Origin of the sequence: Staphylococcus sp. HMSC067F07, assembly GCF_001837405.1 — a bacterium.
Taxonomy (GTDB): Bacteria; Bacillota; Bacilli; order Staphylococcales; family Staphylococcaceae; genus Staphylococcus; species Staphylococcus capitis.
The window spans coordinates 744,146-760,975 of record NZ_KV832237.1 but is presented as its reverse complement, the minus strand read 5'-3'; the positions used below and the strand labels follow the sequence as shown (position 1 = coordinate 760,975).

The 16,830-nt window shown below is 32.9% G+C and carries 17 protein-coding genes; 11 read left to right on the top strand and 6 right to left on the bottom strand.

Annotation, left to right across the window (positions count from 1 at the left end; translation table 11 throughout):
* The first annotated feature begins 54 nt into the window (after nt 1–54).
* The 9 genes from HMPREF2706_RS10600 to HMPREF2706_RS10560 all read left to right on the top strand — a co-directional run bounded on the left by HMPREF2706_RS10600 (nt 55) and on the right by HMPREF2706_RS10560 (nt 9,038).
* A complete protein-coding gene (locus HMPREF2706_RS10600; RefSeq protein WP_030058983.1) occupies nt 55–612 on the top strand; it encodes a tyrosine-type recombinase/integrase in 558 nt (185 codons plus the stop codon).
* 26 nt (nt 613–638) lie between these two features.
* Nucleotides 639–3,041, top strand: coding sequence for a Na+/H+ antiporter Mnh2 subunit A (gene mnhA2, locus HMPREF2706_RS10595; protein WP_030058985.1), 2,403 nt, complete (start codon nt 639–641; stop codon nt 3,039–3,041).
* Complete coding sequence (gene mnhB2 / locus HMPREF2706_RS10590) at nt 3,028–3,453, top strand: Na+/H+ antiporter Mnh2 subunit B (RefSeq protein WP_002433258.1); 426 nt, start codon at nt 3,028–3,030, stop codon at nt 3,451–3,453. Before mnhA2 ends, mnhB2 begins: the two co-directional genes overlap by 14 nt.
* Nucleotides 3,450–3,794, top strand: a complete 345-nt coding sequence (mnhC2, locus tag HMPREF2706_RS10585; protein WP_002452627.1) for a Na+/H+ antiporter Mnh2 subunit C — start codon at nt 3,450–3,452, stop codon at nt 3,792–3,794. Before mnhB2 ends, mnhC2 begins: the two co-directional genes overlap by 4 nt.
* Nucleotides 3,784–5,283, top strand: a complete 1,500-nt coding sequence (gene mnhD2 / locus HMPREF2706_RS10580; RefSeq protein ID WP_023350719.1) for a Na+/H+ antiporter Mnh2 subunit D — start codon at nt 3,784–3,786, stop codon at nt 5,281–5,283. Before mnhC2 ends, mnhD2 begins: the two co-directional genes overlap by 11 nt.
* Nucleotides 5,284–5,766 (top strand): Na+/H+ antiporter Mnh2 subunit E, encoded by a 483-nt coding sequence (gene mnhE2, locus HMPREF2706_RS10575; protein ID WP_016898376.1) that lies wholly within the window; start codon nt 5,284–5,286, stop codon nt 5,764–5,766.
* Nucleotides 5,763–6,065 (top strand): Na+/H+ antiporter Mnh2 subunit F, encoded by a 303-nt coding sequence (mnhF2, locus tag HMPREF2706_RS10570; protein WP_002433104.1) that lies wholly within the window; start codon nt 5,763–5,765, stop codon nt 6,063–6,065. The genes mnhE2 and mnhF2 overlap by 4 nt, the downstream gene beginning before the upstream one ends.
* Nucleotides 6,040–6,510, top strand: coding sequence for a Na+/H+ antiporter Mnh2 subunit G (mnhG2, locus tag HMPREF2706_RS10565; RefSeq protein WP_002433481.1), 471 nt, complete (start codon nt 6,040–6,042; stop codon nt 6,508–6,510). The genes mnhF2 and mnhG2 overlap by 26 nt, the downstream gene beginning before the upstream one ends.
* A 488-nt stretch (nt 6,511–6,998) precedes the next feature.
* A complete protein-coding gene (locus HMPREF2706_RS10560) occupies nt 6,999–9,038 on the top strand; it encodes a cation:proton antiporter (protein WP_049428836.1) in 2,040 nt (679 codons plus the stop codon).
* Nucleotides 9,039–9,646: 608 nt separating this feature from the next.
* Here the strand turns inward: HMPREF2706_RS10560 and mntC are convergent.
* Genes mntC through HMPREF2706_RS10545 form a run of 3 tightly spaced genes read right to left on the bottom strand, consistent with a single transcriptional unit; the run spans nt 9,647 to nt 12,162 of the window.
* Nucleotides 9,647–10,576 carry a manganese ABC transporter substrate-binding lipoprotein MntC gene (mntC, locus tag HMPREF2706_RS10555; RefSeq protein WP_030058999.1) on the bottom strand — a complete coding sequence of 310 codons (930 nt, stop codon included), beginning with the start codon at nt 10,574–10,576 and terminating at the stop codon, nt 9,647–9,649.
* A complete protein-coding gene (locus HMPREF2706_RS10550) occupies nt 10,573–11,409 on the bottom strand; it encodes a metal ABC transporter permease (RefSeq protein ID WP_002433425.1) in 837 nt (278 codons plus the stop codon). Before HMPREF2706_RS10550 ends, mntC begins: the two co-directional genes overlap by 4 nt.
* On the bottom strand, nt 11,410–12,162 hold the full coding sequence (locus tag HMPREF2706_RS10545) for a metal ABC transporter ATP-binding protein (RefSeq protein WP_030059002.1): 753 nt from the start codon (nt 12,160–12,162) through the stop codon (nt 11,410–11,412). It abuts the gene before it with no gap.
* A gap of 121 nt (nt 12,163–12,283) precedes the next feature.
* Here HMPREF2706_RS10545 and HMPREF2706_RS10540 point away from each other — a divergent pair, with 121 nt between their 5' ends.
* Entirely contained in the window at nt 12,284–12,931 is a 648-nt protein-coding gene (locus HMPREF2706_RS10540) for a metal-dependent transcriptional regulator (RefSeq protein WP_002433449.1), read from the top strand.
* Nucleotides 12,932–12,983: 52 nt separating this feature from the next.
* Here the strand turns inward: HMPREF2706_RS10540 and HMPREF2706_RS10535 are convergent, their stop codons facing one another.
* A complete protein-coding gene (locus HMPREF2706_RS10535) occupies nt 12,984–13,730 on the bottom strand; it encodes a M50 family metallopeptidase (RefSeq protein WP_030059004.1) in 747 nt (248 codons plus the stop codon).
* Between the two features lie 228 nt (nt 13,731–13,958).
* Here HMPREF2706_RS10535 and tarA point away from each other — a divergent pair, with 228 nt between their 5' ends.
* Nucleotides 13,959–14,720: an N-acetylglucosaminyldiphosphoundecaprenol N-acetyl-beta-D-mannosaminyltransferase TarA gene (tarA, locus tag HMPREF2706_RS10530; protein ID WP_070862369.1), complete on the top strand. Its 762-nt coding sequence runs from the start codon at nt 13,959–13,961 to the stop codon at nt 14,718–14,720.
* Nucleotides 14,721–15,164: 444 nt separating this feature from the next.
* On the opposite strand, the gene HMPREF2706_RS10525 is transcribed toward tarA, so the two are convergent.
* Both HMPREF2706_RS10525 and HMPREF2706_RS10520 read right to left on the bottom strand, forming a co-directional pair.
* A complete protein-coding gene (locus HMPREF2706_RS10525; RefSeq protein WP_002433219.1) occupies nt 15,165–16,190 on the bottom strand; it encodes an NAD-dependent formate dehydrogenase in 1,026 nt (341 codons plus the stop codon).
* A 217-nt stretch (nt 16,191–16,407) separates the two neighbouring features.
* A complete protein-coding gene (locus HMPREF2706_RS10520; protein ID WP_030059007.1) occupies nt 16,408–16,767 on the bottom strand; it encodes a Na-translocating system protein MpsC family protein in 360 nt (119 codons plus the stop codon).
* Nucleotides 16,768–16,830: the final 63 nt, after the last annotated feature.

The following is a 16,830-nucleotide window of genomic DNA, read 5'->3' as shown; positions in this document are numbered from 1 at the left end:
ATGTAACTTAAATATCATATATCATTAAATGAGAAACCTTAATAAGGAGGACGTATGAATCAAGTAGACCCAATTAAATATAAAGAAGAGATTCATCAAATGTATCAAGTATTACAAGCACGGTCACAGAGGGATTATTTGTTTTTTAAGTTCGCAATTCATACAGGAATTAAACTGACAGATTTGTTAAATATGAAAGTAAAGTACCTTAAAACTTCTGAAATAGGGAATATAAAAACATCTTGGATAATAGATGATGAGCCAACTATTAAAATTAAGTTGCCATCTGAATTGCGAAACGAATTAAAACTTTACATAGAGGATTGTAAATTGGAAGATGAAGAACTTATTTTTCAATCTACGAGGACGCATCAATGTCTTTCAAGACAACAAGCTTATAGAATAATAAATCGTGCTGCTGAACAATTAGGTATGAAACATATTGGACTGACTACATTAAGAAAGACGTTTGCCTATCATGCCTATCAAGCAGGCATTTCAATCTCAATTATTCAGAAATATTTGGGACATCAAACAACTCAAGAAACTATAAAATTTATTGGGATTCAAGATAAATCGATTCATCAAACTGTGATTGCACTCAACTTATAAAAAAATATATTTAAAGGAGGCTTTAAATGAGTCTGATGTACCTTTTGGGCGTGCTAATAGTTGTGATGATTCTAGTTTTACTCACTTTGAGTCATCAAATACTTAAAAAATATGCTGGTTACTTGTCGTTACTAGCGCCCATCATTTCATCTTTTTATTTCATTACACAAATACCAAATGTCTATCACCATCATTTCACTTCTATTCATATTCCATGGATGTCTTCAATAGATATCAATTTAGATATGAAATTAGATGGATTAAGTTTAATGTTTGGTTTGATTATCTCTCTTATAGGTGTAGGTGTATTTTTCTATGCTACACAATACTTATCACCTCAAACTGATAATCTGCCTAGATTTTTTGTCTATTTATTATTATTTATGTTTAGTATGATTGGCATCGTTATTGCGAATAACACCATATTAATGTATGTTTTCTGGGAATTAACGAGTGTGTCTTCTTTCTTGCTTATCTCTTATTGGTATAACAATGGTAATAGTCAACTCGGGGCTATTCAATCATTTATGATTACCGTATTTGGTGGATTAGCGTTATTAACTGGTTTTATTATGTTATACATCATTACCGGTACAAATAATATCTCAGAAATACTAGCTCAACGTCATGCGATTGAGAAGCATCCATTGTATATCCCAATGATGCTCATGCTATTATTGGGAGCATTTACAAAATCAGCTCAATTTCCATTTCATATATGGTTACCGAAAGCGATGGCTGCACCTACGCCAGTGAGTGCATATCTTCATTCAGCGACTATGGTTAAAGCTGGTATATTCTTACTGTTTAGGTTTACGCCATTATTAGGACTAAGTGATATATATGTATATATTGTTACGTTTGTAGGACTTATAACCATGCTTTTTGGTTCGCTTACCGCATTACGACAATATGATATTAAAGGCATTTTAGCTTATTCTACTATCAGTCAACTCGGTATGATTATGTCTATGGTAGGTATAGGTGGGGGCTATGCACAACATACCTCAGATCATTTGTCAGAGTTTTACGCATTAGTCCTTTTTGCTGGCTTATTTCATTTGATGAACCATGCTGTTTTTAAATGTGCATTGTTCATGGGTGTTGGTATTATTGACCACGAGTCAGGTACGAGAGACATTCGTTCACTCAATGGGATGCGTCATGTCTTTCCTAAGATGCACATTGTTATGTTGCTAGCTGCTCTTTCTATGGCAGGGGTCCCATTTTTAAATGGTTTCCTTAGTAAAGAAATGTTCTTTGATTCACTTGTAAAAGCTATTGAACTAGATCAGTTTGGAATTAGCCTTACTATCATAGTTGTTGCATTAGGTGTGATAGCAAGTATTTTTACTTTTACTTATGCACTTTACATGGTTAAAGAAACATTTTGGGGACAATTTAATACTGAAAAGTTTACTAAGAAAAGTATTCACGAACCATGGTTGTTTAGTTTACCTGCTATGATTCTTATGGTACTTATACCAATTGTATTCTTTATACCTAACGTTTTCGGACATAATATACTTATACCTGCATTAAGATCGGTATCTGGTGTTGGAACTCAAGTAGACAGCGTAGCACCTCACATTTCACAATGGCACGGTATCAACCTTCCATTAATATTAAGTGTCATCGTTATTGTGTCAGGAATTATTTTAGCACTTGCTATAAATTGGAAATCATTGACACATCGAATGATTAAACAAGCTTCAATCACAGATACTTATCGACGTGTTTATAGAGAGTTTGAATCTTATTCAGGTTATGGAATAAGAAGCTTAATGAGTGCTAAACTCAATTATTATATTATGATTACGTTACTCATATTTGTAGCAATTATTGCATATGGCTATCTTTCGGTTGGTTTCCCTAAAGTTCATGATTTACATGTTTCATCTTTTGGACCGCTCGAGATTATCTTATCAATCGTTACAGTAATCATCGGTATTTCTCTTATATTTATACGTCAACGCTTAACGATGGTTATTTTAAACGGTATTATCGGGTTTGCAGTGACGCTTTACTTCATTGCAATGAAGGCACCTGATTTAGCTCTCACACAATTAGTGGTTGAAACCATTACGACGATATTGTTTATCGTGAGCTTTTCAAGATTACCAAATATTCCAAGAGCAAAAGCAAACTTGAAGAAGGAGACGCTTAAAATTGTAGTTTCACTTATAATGGCTGTTTCTGTTGTTTCTCTAATTTTTATCGCTCAGCAAGCGGATGGTATGCCATCGATTTCAAAATTCTATGAAGATGCCTATAAATTAACAGGTGGCAAAAATATTGTTAATGCTATATTAGGTGATTTCAGAGCGTTAGATACTTTATTTGAAGGATTAGTATTAATCATTGCAGGTTTAGGTATCTACACACTACTTAATTACAAAGATAGGAGGGGACAAGATGAAAGAGAATGATGTGGTATTAAAAACGGTCACTAAGATTGTTGTTTTCATTCTATTAACATTTGGATTTTATGTTTTCTTTGCAGGACATAATAATCCAGGTGGTGGATTTATTGGCGGCCTTATCTTTAGTTCAGCTTTTATCCTTATGTTCCTTGCCTTTGATGTTAAAGAAGTATTGATTAGTTTACCTATAGATTTTAAGAAATTAATGATTATTGGATCATTAGTATCTGTGTGTACGGCAGTAGTTCCTATGTTCTTTGGTAAACCAATCTTATACCAAACTGAAGCTAATGTGGCCTTTCCATTATTAGGACATGTGCACGTTACGACTGTAACGTTATTTGAATTAGGCGTATTACTTACAGTGGTAGGTGTTATTGTGACAGTTATGTTGTCAATAAGTGGTGGTAAGTCATGAACTTGATACTTTTACTAGTGATAGGATTTTTAGTATTTATAGGAACGTACATGATTCTATCCATTAATTTAATACGTATTGTTATTGGTATTTCTATTTATACTCATGCAGGTAATTTAATTATTATGAGTATGGGCAAATATGGTCCACATATGTCTGAACCATTAATTCAAAATAATCATTCGAATTTTGTAGATCCATTATTACAAGCCATTGTACTTACTGCGATTGTAATTGGATTTGGTATGACTGCATTCTTACTCGTATTAATTTACCGAACATATCGCGTGACGAAAGAGTATGAAATTAGTGCATTGAGGGGTGAAGAAGATGATGAGTAACTTATTGATTATGCCAATGCTTCTTCCTTTTTTATGTGCTTTGATTCTAGTTTTTATAAAAAATAAAAATCAAACATCGAAAATACTCTCAATTACGACTATGATTGTTTCGACTTTAATTTCTTTAGCATTGCTTATCTATGTTGTGAACCATAAGCCAATCACATTAGATTTTGGTGGTTGGAAAGCACCATTTGGTATTCAATTCCTTGGCGATTCACTAAGCTTACTCATGGTTACAGTATCGTCATTTGTTGTGACGCTAATTATGGCTTATGGATTTGGTCGAGGTGAAAAGCGTGTAAATCTTTTCCATTTACCAACTTTTATCTTATTACTTACTGTTGGTGTAATAGGTTCATTTTTAACCTCAGATTTATTTAACTTATACGTTATGTTTGAGATTATGTTACTCGCGTCATTTGTGCTTGTAACATTAGGCCAATCAGTTGAACAGTTACGTGCTGCCATTATTTATGTAGTACTTAACATTATTGGCTCATGGTTGTTTTTATTAGGTATCGGTATGTTATATAAGACTGTTGGTACCTTAAATTTCTCTCATATTGCATCACGCTTGAACCATATGGAAAGTAATCAAACTATCACGATTATCTCACTCGTCTTTTTAGTCGCTTTTAGTTCTAAAGCTGCTTTAGTGATATTTATGTGGTTGCCTAAAGCTTATGCTGTGCTCAATACAGAACTTGCAGCTTTATTTGCAGCGTTGATGACAAAGGTCGGCGCATACGCGTTAATCCGCTTCTTCACCTTATTATTTGATCATCATCCTGGTATCACACATCCATTACTCGTTTTTATGTCATGTATTACGATGCTAATCGGTGCATTTGGTGTAATCGCTTATAAAGATATTAAGAAAATTGCTGCTTATCAAGTTATATTATCGATTGGTTTTATTATCCTAGGATTAGGATCTCATACACATGCTGGAGTGAATGGTGCAATTTTCTATTTATCAAATGATATTATCGTTAAAACGTTACTTTTCTTTATTATAGGTAGTCTTGTTTATATTTCTGGCTTTAGAAATTATCAGTATTTAAGTGGTTTAGCCAAAAGGGAACCCTTCTTTGGTGTTGCATTTATTGTGATGGTATTTGCAATAGGTGGTGTACCTCCGTTTAGTGGTTTCCCAGGTAAGGTGCTTATATTCCAAGGTGCGATTCAAAACGGTAATTATATTGGTCTTGCTTTAATGATTCTGACTAGTCTTCTAGCGATGTATAGTCTGTTTAGAGTCATGTTTGTAATGTACTTTGGCGATACTGATGGTGAAGAGGTCAAATTCAAAGAGATTCCTCCTCATCGTAAAGGTATTCTAGGTATTCTAGTTGCCGTTGTACTTGCTATGGGTATTGCTGCACCAGTTGTCTTAAAAGTGACTGATAATGCTACAAACCTCAATATGAAAGAACATGTTTTCCAAGAGAATGTTAATTCGCATTTGAAGGAGGTTGAAAAATAGATGAAACAAGTCGTACTTAATATTGTCATCGCGTTCCTTTGGGTTTTATTCCAAGACGAGGATGAATTTAAATTTACAACCTTCTTCTCAGGATTTTTAATTGGTTTAATTGTCATCTATATCCTTCATAGGTTCTTTGGTGAAGAATTTTATCTCAAAAAGATATGGGTAGCGATTAAATTTTTAGCAATATATCTCTATCAACTATTAACATCAAGTATTAGTACGATTAATTATATTCTGTTTAAAACTAAAGAAATGAATCCTGGTTTACTTTCTTATGAGACTTCTCTAAAGAATGATTGGGCAATTACATTTTTAACTATTTTAATCATTATCACTCCGGGTTCAACAGTGATTCGCATTTCTAAAGATACGAATAAGTTCTTTATCCATAGTATTGATGTTTCTGAAAAAGACAAGCAAAATCTTTTAAGAAGTATTAAACAGTATGAAGATTTAATTTTGGAGGTGACACGATGATAACGTTAATCACACAATGTTTAATTATAAGTGCATTAATTATATTTGGTGTTGCTTTACTCGTGTGCCTTTTCAGATTAATTAAAGGACCAACAACAGCTGATAGAGTGGTCTCATTTGATGCGACAAGTGCAGTTGTAATGTCTATAGTTGGTGTGTTGAGTGTCGTATATAATTCGGTTTCGTTCCTAGACTCAATTATGCTCATTGCCATTATTTCATTTGTTAGTTCGGTATCTATTTCTAGATTTATCGGAGGAGGTCGAGTCTTTAATGGAAATAACAAAAGAAATCGTTAGTCTCATCTCAGCGATATTTATATTTTTAGGAAGTATCATTGCATTGATTAGTGCGATTGGTATTGTAAAGTTCCAAGACGTTTTTTTACGTAGTCACGCCTCTACAAAGAGTTCAACTTTATCAGTATTATTAACTATTATTGGTGTCTTAATATATTTTACGGTCAATCAAGGATTCTTTAGCGTTCGTTTACTTTTATCATTGGTTTTCATCAACCTTACTTCTCCTGTTGGAATGCATTTGGTAGCGCGTGCTGCCTATCGTAACGGTGCGTATATGTACCGAAAAGATGACGTCCCTAGGCAATCTTCAATATTGTTAAGTCAAAATGAGTTTAATTCACCTGAAGAATTAAAATCTCGTGCGAAACTAAGAGAACAACGTAGGGAAAAACTTTATTATAAAGAACGTGAAAAAGAGAGAAAATTTGACAATGAGAATTAATCATAACCGTTAACGTATAAGAGTTAATCTATATATGTTAACGGTTTTCTTTTTTTATATAAGACTGAAGTATGAATATGGAAGAGAAGAGAGCTATTTATTTAAGCATTGATACAATTAATGATAAAATTATAAATAAGAATAATTGTAAAATTAAGTAGTAAAATGTTGGTTCAATGAGATTACACATAAACATTTTCTCGTTTGATGAAACGAATTTGTGATTATCTTTAATGAAAATGTTCATGTTTGATTTCACTGATAACTGGAATATGCATCATTGAAATAGATAAAATATTCTAAATAATCAATTTATACTTAATATATTTAAGCAATAAGAATAAGCAATCTCTTTTTTTCTTCTTGTTATCTTCCTCTAATGTAGATCATTCAAATGATGCATCTCTCTTATATGCAATGTGTAAATAGGCATATATGTGCTATTGGTTACTTAATTTTCAATTAAAAAATAATAAAGAGGTGAAAGTTTGGAGATATTTGAAACTTTACTTATTTTTACTACAGTAGTTATCGTAAGCTCCTTTGTCCATACTTTCATACCAAAGATACCTCTTGCGTTTATTCAAATCGTTCTTGGAATGATTTTATACCTCACTCCAATTCCAGTTGAATTTAACTTTGACTCAGAACTATTTATGGTCACATTAATTGCCCCATTATTATTTGTAGAAGGGGTTAACGTTTCAAGAGTACATTTAAGAAAGTATATTAAACCTGTAATGATGATGGCTTTAGGTCTCGTTATTACAACAGTGATTGGTGTAGGATTGTTCGTACATTGGATTTGGCCCGAACTACCGATTGGTGCAGCCTTTGCAATTGCAGCAATTCTCTGTCCTACAGATGCTGTAGCAGTTCAAGCAATCACTAACGGTAAGGTGTTGCCTAAAGGTGCGATGACGATTCTTGAAGGTGAATCATTACTTAATGATGCAGCCGGTATCATTTCATTTAAAATTGCTGTAGGCGTATTAGTCACAGGTACGTTTTCACTTTTCGATGCGGTACAACAATTTTTAATTGCATCTATAGGTGGGGCAATTGTAGGTTTACTTATAGGTATGGCACTTGTTCGTTTTCGTTTAACTCTAATGAGACGAGGCATTGAGAATATTAATATGTTCACATTTATACAGTTATTAACGCCATTTGTGACATATCTCATTGCAGAACTGTTTCATGCGTCAGGTATTATCGCAGCTGTAGTAGCCGGACTCGTCCATGGATTTGAACGAGATCGTATCGCTCAAACACGTACACAATTACAAATGAGTTATAACCACACATGGAATATTCTAGGTTATGTTTTAAATGGTTTTGTCTTTTCAATATTAGGTTTCTTAGTACCTGAGGTTATTGTGAAGATTATTAAGACAGAACCACATAATTTACTATTCTTAGTAGTTATCACTGTACTAGTCGCTTTAGCGGTATACCTCTTCAGATTTGTATGGGTATATGTGCTTTATCCTTATTTCTATTTATCAGTCAGTCCTTTCCAGAAAATGATATCAAAAGACGATGACGATAAAGCCCCAGAGAAAAAACCTAAGAGAAGCTTATATGCACTTATTATGACGCTTTGCGGTGTACACGGGACAATTTCACTAGCAATCGCATTAACATTACCTTATTACTTGGCAAATCATCATTCATTCCATTATAGAAATGATTTATTATTTATTGCGTCAGGAATGGTCATCATTAGCTTGGTCATTGCTCAAGTATTACTTCCTTTAGTTACGCCTAATAAACCAAAAGTGAAATTAGGTAATATGACATTCAAAGAAGCAAGAGTATATATTTTGGAACATGTGATTGATTATTTAAATCAGAAATCTACATTTGAAACAAGTTATCGTTATGGAAATGTGATTAAAGAATATCATGATAAACTCACTTTCCTTAAAACAGTTGAAAAGGAAGATGAAAACTCTAAAGAGTTAGAACGTCTTCAAAAAATTGCGTTTAATGTAGAAACAAAAACATTAGAACAACTTGTTGATGATGGTGAGATTACAGATAGTGTACTTGAAAACTATATGCGCTATGCTGAACGTACACAAGTCTACAAACAAGCGTCACTATTTAGAAGGATTACAGTTGTTTTAAGAGGAATGTTATTGAAACGCCGTGTTAAAACTAAAATAAATTCTGCATCTTCTTTAAGTGTTACAGATAACTTACTTGAATTAGGTAAAATAAATAAATTAGTTCATTACAATGTAGTAAGTAGATTGTCTAAAGAGGCAACAACAGATAACAAACTAGAGATTGGTATGATATGCGATGGTTATCTTATGCGTATAGATAACTTAACTCCGAATAATTTCTTCAATTCTCAAAGTGAAGATACGATTACTAGAATTAAGTTGAATGCTTTAAGAGAACAACGTCGAATTCTTCGTGAATTAATAGAAGATGAAGAAATTACAGAAGGTACAGCATTGAAGCTTAGAGAATCTATTAACTATGATGAAATGGTTATCGTTGATAGTATGACATGATAAAAAATATACGTTTGTTTATAAACTTTCTAAAAAAGAGCCCTCACTCATAAAGTGGTGAGGGCTCTTTTACATATATCATCATAAAAAAAGTTGCACTAATCTCAACATAATTAGTGCAACTAATGTCTCCATGGGGGAGGATTGAATATCCATGGAGGTAGCTTAGTGATAGATGAAGCTATCACATCAAGTGATTATTTGTGGCTTCAGTAACTACTCAGAGTTGAATAGAACTGTTATGTACTACTCGAGGATTGATTGAGATGTTAAGATTAGTAGCACATTGTTAGTTTCCTTCCATTGTTTATCGCTCGAAAACAACAAAAAGAATGAGTGATTTCCGCTAAAATATTTACTCTGTAATTCGTGAGAGAGTGGGGCTCAAATAAGTTTGCGAAATATCCCCTTAACTAACACCACCATATCGTGTGTAAAAAAGATGTAGTTTATATTATAGGAGGGTAATATAAATGAAAAAACACACGATATGGGACTGCTAGTTACAAAATAAAAATAATATATAAAAGTTCTAGAATTATCACGGATGAACATGACTTATGATTAATCTTCTACACTTTCTTACGTGTTCATCCGTGTATTTCTAGTTATTTCATACTGCCATGAATTGTCTCGATGTTGGATTTCATCATTTTGTAGTATGAATCACCTTTAGTGCCTTCTTTACCTATAGAATCTGTAAATACTTCTCCATAGATATCCTTATTTGTCTCTTCTGATAAACTTTGCATGGCTTTTTTATCCACACTTGTTTCAACTAATAGATGTTTGAGATGGTTGTCTTTAACGAAACGAATAGCTTGTTTCATTTGTCCTGGTGTACCTTGCTTTTCAGTATTGATTTCCCAAATATAGCCTGGCTTCACTTTAAATTGTTTAGCAAAGTATTTAAATGCACCTTCACTAGTCATCATAGCTCGATGCACTTTAGGAATATCATTGAATTTGTTTTTACTCTCTTTATTTAACTTTTTGAGTTTAGCTAAGTAAGTTTTTCCGTGGTTTTTATACGTAGATTGATTTTGTTTATCATGTTGAATTAGCGTTTGTTGAATTGTTTTAACGTATTTAATACCGTTATCTAAACTTAACCAAGCATGTGGATCTTGTTTGTTCTTGTTACCATTTTCACCGTTTAAGTAAATAGGTGTAACATCTTTAGATGTAGCAACAACGCTCTTGTCTTTAGTAGATTTGCCTGCTTGTTTGAGCGCTTTTTCAAACCAACCATTTCCTGTTTCAAGATTTAACCCATTATAGAAAATAACATCTGCGTCAGTTAAAGCTTTAATGTCTTTGGGTTTTACTTCGTATTCATGAGGGTCTTGACCGACTGGTACAATACTATGGACTTCGACCTTATCACCGCCGACATGTTTGACCATGTCATATAAAATTGAGTTGGTTGTTACAACTTTTAACTTACCTTCGGTAGAGCTATGATCCTTGTTATGTTGATTCCCACACGCGGCAAGAATCATGATAAATATTAATGCTAAAGCAAAAATCTTCTTCACGTTAAAGCGCCTCTTTTCTGTCTGTTATTCATTCTCGTAATTGCTAACGTTATAACGTAAATAGTAAATGTACAAATCACGATTGTAGCACCACTTGGGACGTTATATATATAACTAAAATATAGTCCGGTAATTGAACTGATAATACTAATAAGACTGGCAATAATCATCATGCTGTACAATTGTTTACTAATCAAAAATGCAGTTGATGCAGGAGTGATAAGTAAAGCCACTACAAGTATGATTCCGACCGTTTGAATACTTGCAACTGTGACAAGTGCTAGTAAAAGCATGACGAAATAATGGATGAGTGTTGTGTTTAAACCGCTCATACGGCTAAATGTTGCGTCAAAAGTAGATATCATTAAAGGTCGATAAAATACAACTATAAGTGTTAGCACACTCATTCCGATAATGATAGTTGTCCAAAATGATTGATTGGTTATAGCCAGTAAATTACCAAATAAAATATGGTATAAATCTGTCGTACTATTGATTAAACTTATAATAATGACTCCTGTTGCTAGAAATGCAGTAAAACTAATACCTATCGCTGCATCTGGTTTTGTCTTGCTTTTAGAAGTAATAAAACCAATAAAAAGACTGGCAATCATACCTGTTACTAATGCACCGATGAACATTGGAATATTGAATAGGAAAGATAGCGCAACGCCTGGTAACACCGCATGGCTCATTGCATCTCCCATTAGAGACAGGCCTCTAAGTACAATAATACTTCCTACAGTACCGCACACAATCCCTACTAATATAGAAGTGATTAATGCACGATTTAAAAATTGATAACTGAGTAAATGATTAAAGAAGTCTAACATTTAACACGCACTCCCTTGTAACTGTGACGATTGAAGTGGTGATAAATCATTATCAAAATTCATGAAAGTTGCATTCAATCGTTCAGAAGTTAAAGCTTCTTTTGGTGGTCCTATATATCTTAAGGATTGATTGAGTAATAAAATACGGTCAAAGTACTCCTCAGCTTTTGATAAATCGTGATGTACAATTAATATCAACTTACCTAAATGTCTAAGATGCTTAATTTTTTTCATTATTAATTCTTCGCTGTAGATATCAATACCTACAAAAGGCTCGTCAAAACAATAGATATCACTCTCGCTCATTAATGCTCTCGCAACAAGTACACGTTGTAATTGACCACCACTTAATTCTGAAATTTGTCTATGACGCAAATCATCTAATTCTAAATCTTTAAGTAATTGGTTGAGTTTCGCTCGCTCAGTAATTTCTGGACGTTTAAACCACCCAATGTCTTGATAACATCCTGAAAGCACCACTTGTTCTACTTTGATAGGGAAGTCTAAATCTAATTGAGCTTTTTGAGGAATGTAAGTAATATATCTGAGTTGAGTATGTATAGGGCGATCGTATAACAATCTAGTTCCCGTCGCTTTAAATTCCCCGATAAAAGCTTTGAGCATTGATGATTTACCTGCTCCATTGGGACCTACGATGCCGACGATTTCACCACATATAGGTAATGAGAATGACACGTCTTTAAGGACATGCTTTTTCCCTAAAAATAAATTTAATTGATCAATTTTTAGCAAAAATTATAACCTCCTAATAAAAAGTTTAGGCTAACCTAATTTATTTTATAATAAACGTTGAAGTTTTAACATGTCAAGTGAATTCGTGATACAATAAGGTGAATGCGTGTGAGGTGAAATGATGTTAACTGAAGAAAAAGAGGATTACTTAAAAGCAATTTTAACGAATGACGGCGATGTATCCTTTGTATCTAATAAACAACTATCTCAATTTCTAAATATTAAACCCCCATCTGTCAGTGAAATGATAGGACGCTTGGAAAAGGAAGGTTATGTAGAAACTAAACATTATAAAGGTGCACGTTTAACTAAAGAAGGTTTAGACCGAACACTTGATATTATTAAACGTCATCGTTTACTAGAATTATTTTTAATAGAAATATTGCAATACAATTGGGAAGAGGTGCATCAAGAGGCAGAAATTCTTGAACACCGAATTTCTGATTTGTTTGTGGAACGCTTAGATAAAACGTTAAATTTTCCTAAAACATGTCCTCATGGTGGCGTGATTCCACGTGACCATCATTATAAAGAACTCTATACAACGTCTATCTTAGAATTCGAACCTGGTGACAATGTTATAGTCAGAAGAGTGCGCGATAAGACAGACTTACTTGTATACCTTTCAAGTAAAGATATCTATATAGGCAATACGGTAGAAATCGTTTCGAAAGATGATACTAATAAAGTAATTATTATTAAACGAAATGAAAATGTAACTATTTTAAGTTATGAAAATGCAATGAATATTTTTGCCGAAAAACAATAAAAGCTTAAGTTCTTAATGAGCGTTCTTTGAATCATTAAGAGCTTAAGTTTTTTTATAAAATCGTGTATTTAATGAGTAAATAGATCGTATAGAGGTTGAAGGCAATCCATATCGTACTATAAATGATTGTAGGTACTTTAGTGATATCAGTTAAAGCACTGCCGTCCCAACTTGGCTTAGGTCGTTGGAAGGTAAGATTAAATATTGTCCATGAAGATTGAATAATTTCACCTAGTAAAACGCCTAAAATAAGATGATAACTTAAAGAGACGATGTCATACACCATCATTGTATGGTTATGCTGGACTAAAAAGTATAAGAGTATACTGATTAACAGAATGACAAAAATAGGTGATAGTTTTCGAGAGGTTAATATTAAAAAATAAATAAAAATCAAGAGATATGTGACTAGAAAAATACTTGGATGTTCAAAATGCGCAGCCACTAATCCAATTAAAAACATGATGGGTGGCATTAAGTAACCCCCAATTGTGGTTATGAATTGACCCAAATAACCTTTAGATTGAGTGATAGCATAGCCTTGTTGTAATGTTGTTTGTCTTTCAGTGGGACTTGTAACGATAACTAGATCTTTAGCTCGTCCACCTGCAAGACGATTAAATAATACATGACCAAACTCATGAGTTAAAACTGGTATATAGTTCAAATAGACATCTAGAAATCGAATGATACCGTTATGTCTGTTTTGATGAATAAAGATGTATATTATTCCAATGGCAATGATGAGATAAATATTTAAATGAATAACTGTTGTGAAAAAGTTCTCTAGATAGGACATGATTAACCTCGAATAAATAAATTTAAATATGTTCATTTATTTAATATTATAAATGACAAAGCAGGAATTAGCCTTTAGACTTTAGATGTAATTTAAGGATTAAAGATTTCTTGTTTAATTTTGGATGTGGTAAAATAGACGGTACATTTTTAAGCATAGTACTATTAATACTTCTATATTTAATTTTAATTAATAAATGACTACACGAAGTGAAGTGGGGCAAATTTGATGAATAACGAGCAATTTAATAACAGTAAAGTCAACGTGCTGGGCGTAAAATTCAATAATACTACGATGTTGGAAATGATTGAGAATATCAAATCATTTTTCGAAAATAAAACTGAAAGTAATTTATTTATAGTAACGGCTAATCCTGAAATTGTTGTTTATGCAACTGAACATTCTTCGTATATGGATTTAATTAATAGTTCGGATTATGTTGTAGCTGATGGAACTGGAGTGGTTAAAGCATCAAAGCGATTAAATCAACCTCTGAGACGTCGAGTACCAGGGATTGAGTTGCTTGAAGAATGTTTGAAAATAGCTCATGCAAATCATCAGCGTGTGTATTTACTTGGTTCAAAAAATGAAATTATCGAAGCGGCTGAACGTAAATTACACTTAAAATATTCTAATGTGACGTTCGCTTACCATCATGGATATATTAATCTAGAGGATGAAACGGTGGTCAAAAGAATAACTAGTTTTAATCCTGACTACATTTTTGTTGGAATGGGATTCCCGAAACAAGAGGAATGGATTCATAAACATAATTCCAAATTTAATCAAACTGTTATGATGGGCGTAGGTGGCTCATTTGAAGTTTTAAGTGGGGCGAAAAAGCGTGCCCCAAAATTGTTTCAAAAGCTGAATATTGAATGGGTATATCGTTTGCTTATAGATTGGAAGCGTATAGGCAGAATGATGAGTATACCAAAATTTATGATAAAAGTATCTAAGCAAAAAAGAAAAAACAAAACTGATAAATAAGATAAAGCGAGAGATGGTTCAGGGAGGCCACCTCTCGCTTTCTATTTGAACAGGGATAACAATAATTTTAGGGATTTAACAACTCAATTATTTCTCAGGGGAAGGGGTAGAAAATAATTGAGATTATTTAATTTAATTCTGTAATATCAAGGGTAAGAAAAAGCTCTTTCAATGTCTTTTGTAAGCGAACAGGGATCTTACATGGCTGATAACATTTTTGATTTTGGGAAAGGTATAACGTTGATTAACTCGCCATAAGACATCTACTGAAGCTATCAAAGAGTACATGTACGCTATTAAGTCGAGAATGGCGCTTTTCATAGCGAAGTCTCTTTAAGTTATATCATCGTTCATTAAACTATACTTAGGGTTGTCATGATTTAAATAGTTGAGTGATTTGAATAAAGGTTTTTTTAAAATCTAATTAAACGTATTAAAGTGCTATTATTTAGCAGTATAGCTTGAGCTTGAAATTTTTCCGCTTGAAACGATAACATCTTTATCTTGGAAAGGTTCATTATTAAAGAAACGATTTAGAATATCTTTGACACCATCTTCAATACGTTTTTGAGATTCTAAAGTCATACCTGAATAATGAATAGTCATACCATTTCTAGGCATTGTTCTCCAAGGATGGTCAGCTGGTGCTGGTTGTGGGTACCATACGTCGCCGGCATAACCTTGAATTTGACCACTATTAACAGCGTTGACTAATGCTTGAGTGTTGACGATTTTACCACGAGCTGTATTAACTAAATAACTACCTTTTTTCATTTTATTTAATACATCTTCATTAAATAAATTATCAGTAGAAGGTGTTAATGGTGCATGAATCGTAATTGCATCACTTGTTTTCACAAGTTCTTCGAATTCAACGAATCTTGAGTTTTCGTTATCTTTTTGATTGATTGGATCATAGTGTTGGATAGTTACGTTAAATGGTTTTAAGCGTTCAGCAACTAATTGACCAATACGACCGAAACCAAAGATACCGATTGTTTTGTTTTGAAGTTCGCGAGCTTGGTTACCGACTTTAGATAAGTCCCATTCTCCTTCGACTGATTGACGGTGTCCTTCCATAAAGTTACGTAATACAATAAGTAAGTCCATTACGGCATGTTCAGCTACACTTACAGTATTACTACCTGTTACTTCTACTACACCGACATCATTTTTACTTGCTGCATCTAAATCAACATGATCAGAACCAACACCTGCAGTGATTGCTAATTTTAAGTTTGGTGCTTTCTCGATTCTTTCTTTAGTCATATAAGCAGGATAGAATGGTGCACTAATCACAATATCCATATCGCTTAAGTGTTTATCTAAGTCTTCTTCACCATTTTTCAAGATAACTAATTCATGGTCTGAATCTTTTAAGAAATCTCTAAGACCGATGGCTTTATCTGTATTTAATAATTGATTGTCTAAACCTTCTTCAGTTTCTGGGAATAATGCTACAATTTTCATACTCTATACACTCCTAAATTTAGAATTTTATCTAGTAAAAGTTCTAGCTATTCTATGATGAGAGCACTTATAACGTTTATAAAAAAATACTCAGCCTATTTGTCTAAACCACCTCCTTAAATGTATGAATTCTCATAAGCATTTAAAATGTAAGTGGGTTAGCAAACAGCACTGAGTACCTTACACCAATCCCATAGTATTATTACTATATTATTTGTTATTCAATTGATTTATCAAAAACGAAGATTGAAACAACTTCGTCGTCTTCTAAATTAACATCTGTAAAAAGTTTTACGAAATTTGCTCCAACAAGTTCCTCCATTTCAACTGGAGGTTTTTGTTTATATAATTCTTTAATTTCTTCAGTACGTCCATATTTAAGCATACTCTGAAAATCTTTATTTCTCAAATAAAAGTTTTCAACTTTACTTAAACTACCTGTCATATGACAAATTGCCCAGTTATCTTTAAAAAAGACTTTAACTTGTTCGGGGCCTTTACCAATATATGATTTACGGTAAGAACGTACTAAATTCGCAAATTGTTGGGTTTTCTTATTAGCTACTATCTCTTTCACCCTCTTTAATTTACGTTTCAGTTGTGACAACTTTGTGTATCTCTTAATTCCATCATAATACTA

Coding starts and splice junctions, on each gene's coding strand:
- mnhD2 (WP_023350719.1), top strand. CDS start 3,784: ATGATGAGTAACTTATTGATTATGCCAATGCTTCTTCCTTTTTTATGT.
- mnhA2 (WP_030058985.1), top strand. CDS start 639: ATGAGTCTGATGTACCTTTTGGGCGTGCTAATAGTTGTGATGATTCTA.
- mnhC2 (WP_002452627.1), top strand. CDS start 3,450: ATGAACTTGATACTTTTACTAGTGATAGGATTTTTAGTATTTATAGGA.
- tarA (WP_070862369.1), top strand. CDS start 13,959: ATGAATAACGAGCAATTTAATAACAGTAAAGTCAACGTGCTGGGCGTA.
- mnhF2 (WP_002433104.1), top strand. CDS start 5,763: ATGATAACGTTAATCACACAATGTTTAATTATAAGTGCATTAATTATA.
- mnhG2 (WP_002433481.1), top strand. CDS start 6,040: ATGGAAATAACAAAAGAAATCGTTAGTCTCATCTCAGCGATATTTATA.
- HMPREF2706_RS10550 (WP_002433425.1), bottom strand. CDS start 11,409: ATGTTAGACTTCTTTAATCATTTACTCAGTTATCAATTTTTAAATCGT.
- HMPREF2706_RS10600 (WP_030058983.1), top strand. CDS start 55: ATGAATCAAGTAGACCCAATTAAATATAAAGAAGAGATTCATCAAATG.
- mnhE2 (WP_016898376.1), top strand. CDS start 5,284: ATGAAACAAGTCGTACTTAATATTGTCATCGCGTTCCTTTGGGTTTTA.
- HMPREF2706_RS10535 (WP_030059004.1), bottom strand. CDS start 13,730: ATGTCCTATCTAGAGAACTTTTTCACAACAGTTATTCATTTAAATATT.
- HMPREF2706_RS10540 (WP_002433449.1), top strand. CDS start 12,284: ATGTTAACTGAAGAAAAAGAGGATTACTTAAAAGCAATTTTAACGAAT.
- mnhB2 (WP_002433258.1), top strand. CDS start 3,028: ATGAAAGAGAATGATGTGGTATTAAAAACGGTCACTAAGATTGTTGTT.
- HMPREF2706_RS10525 (WP_002433219.1), bottom strand. CDS start 16,190: ATGAAAATTGTAGCATTATTCCCAGAAACTGAAGAAGGTTTAGACAAT.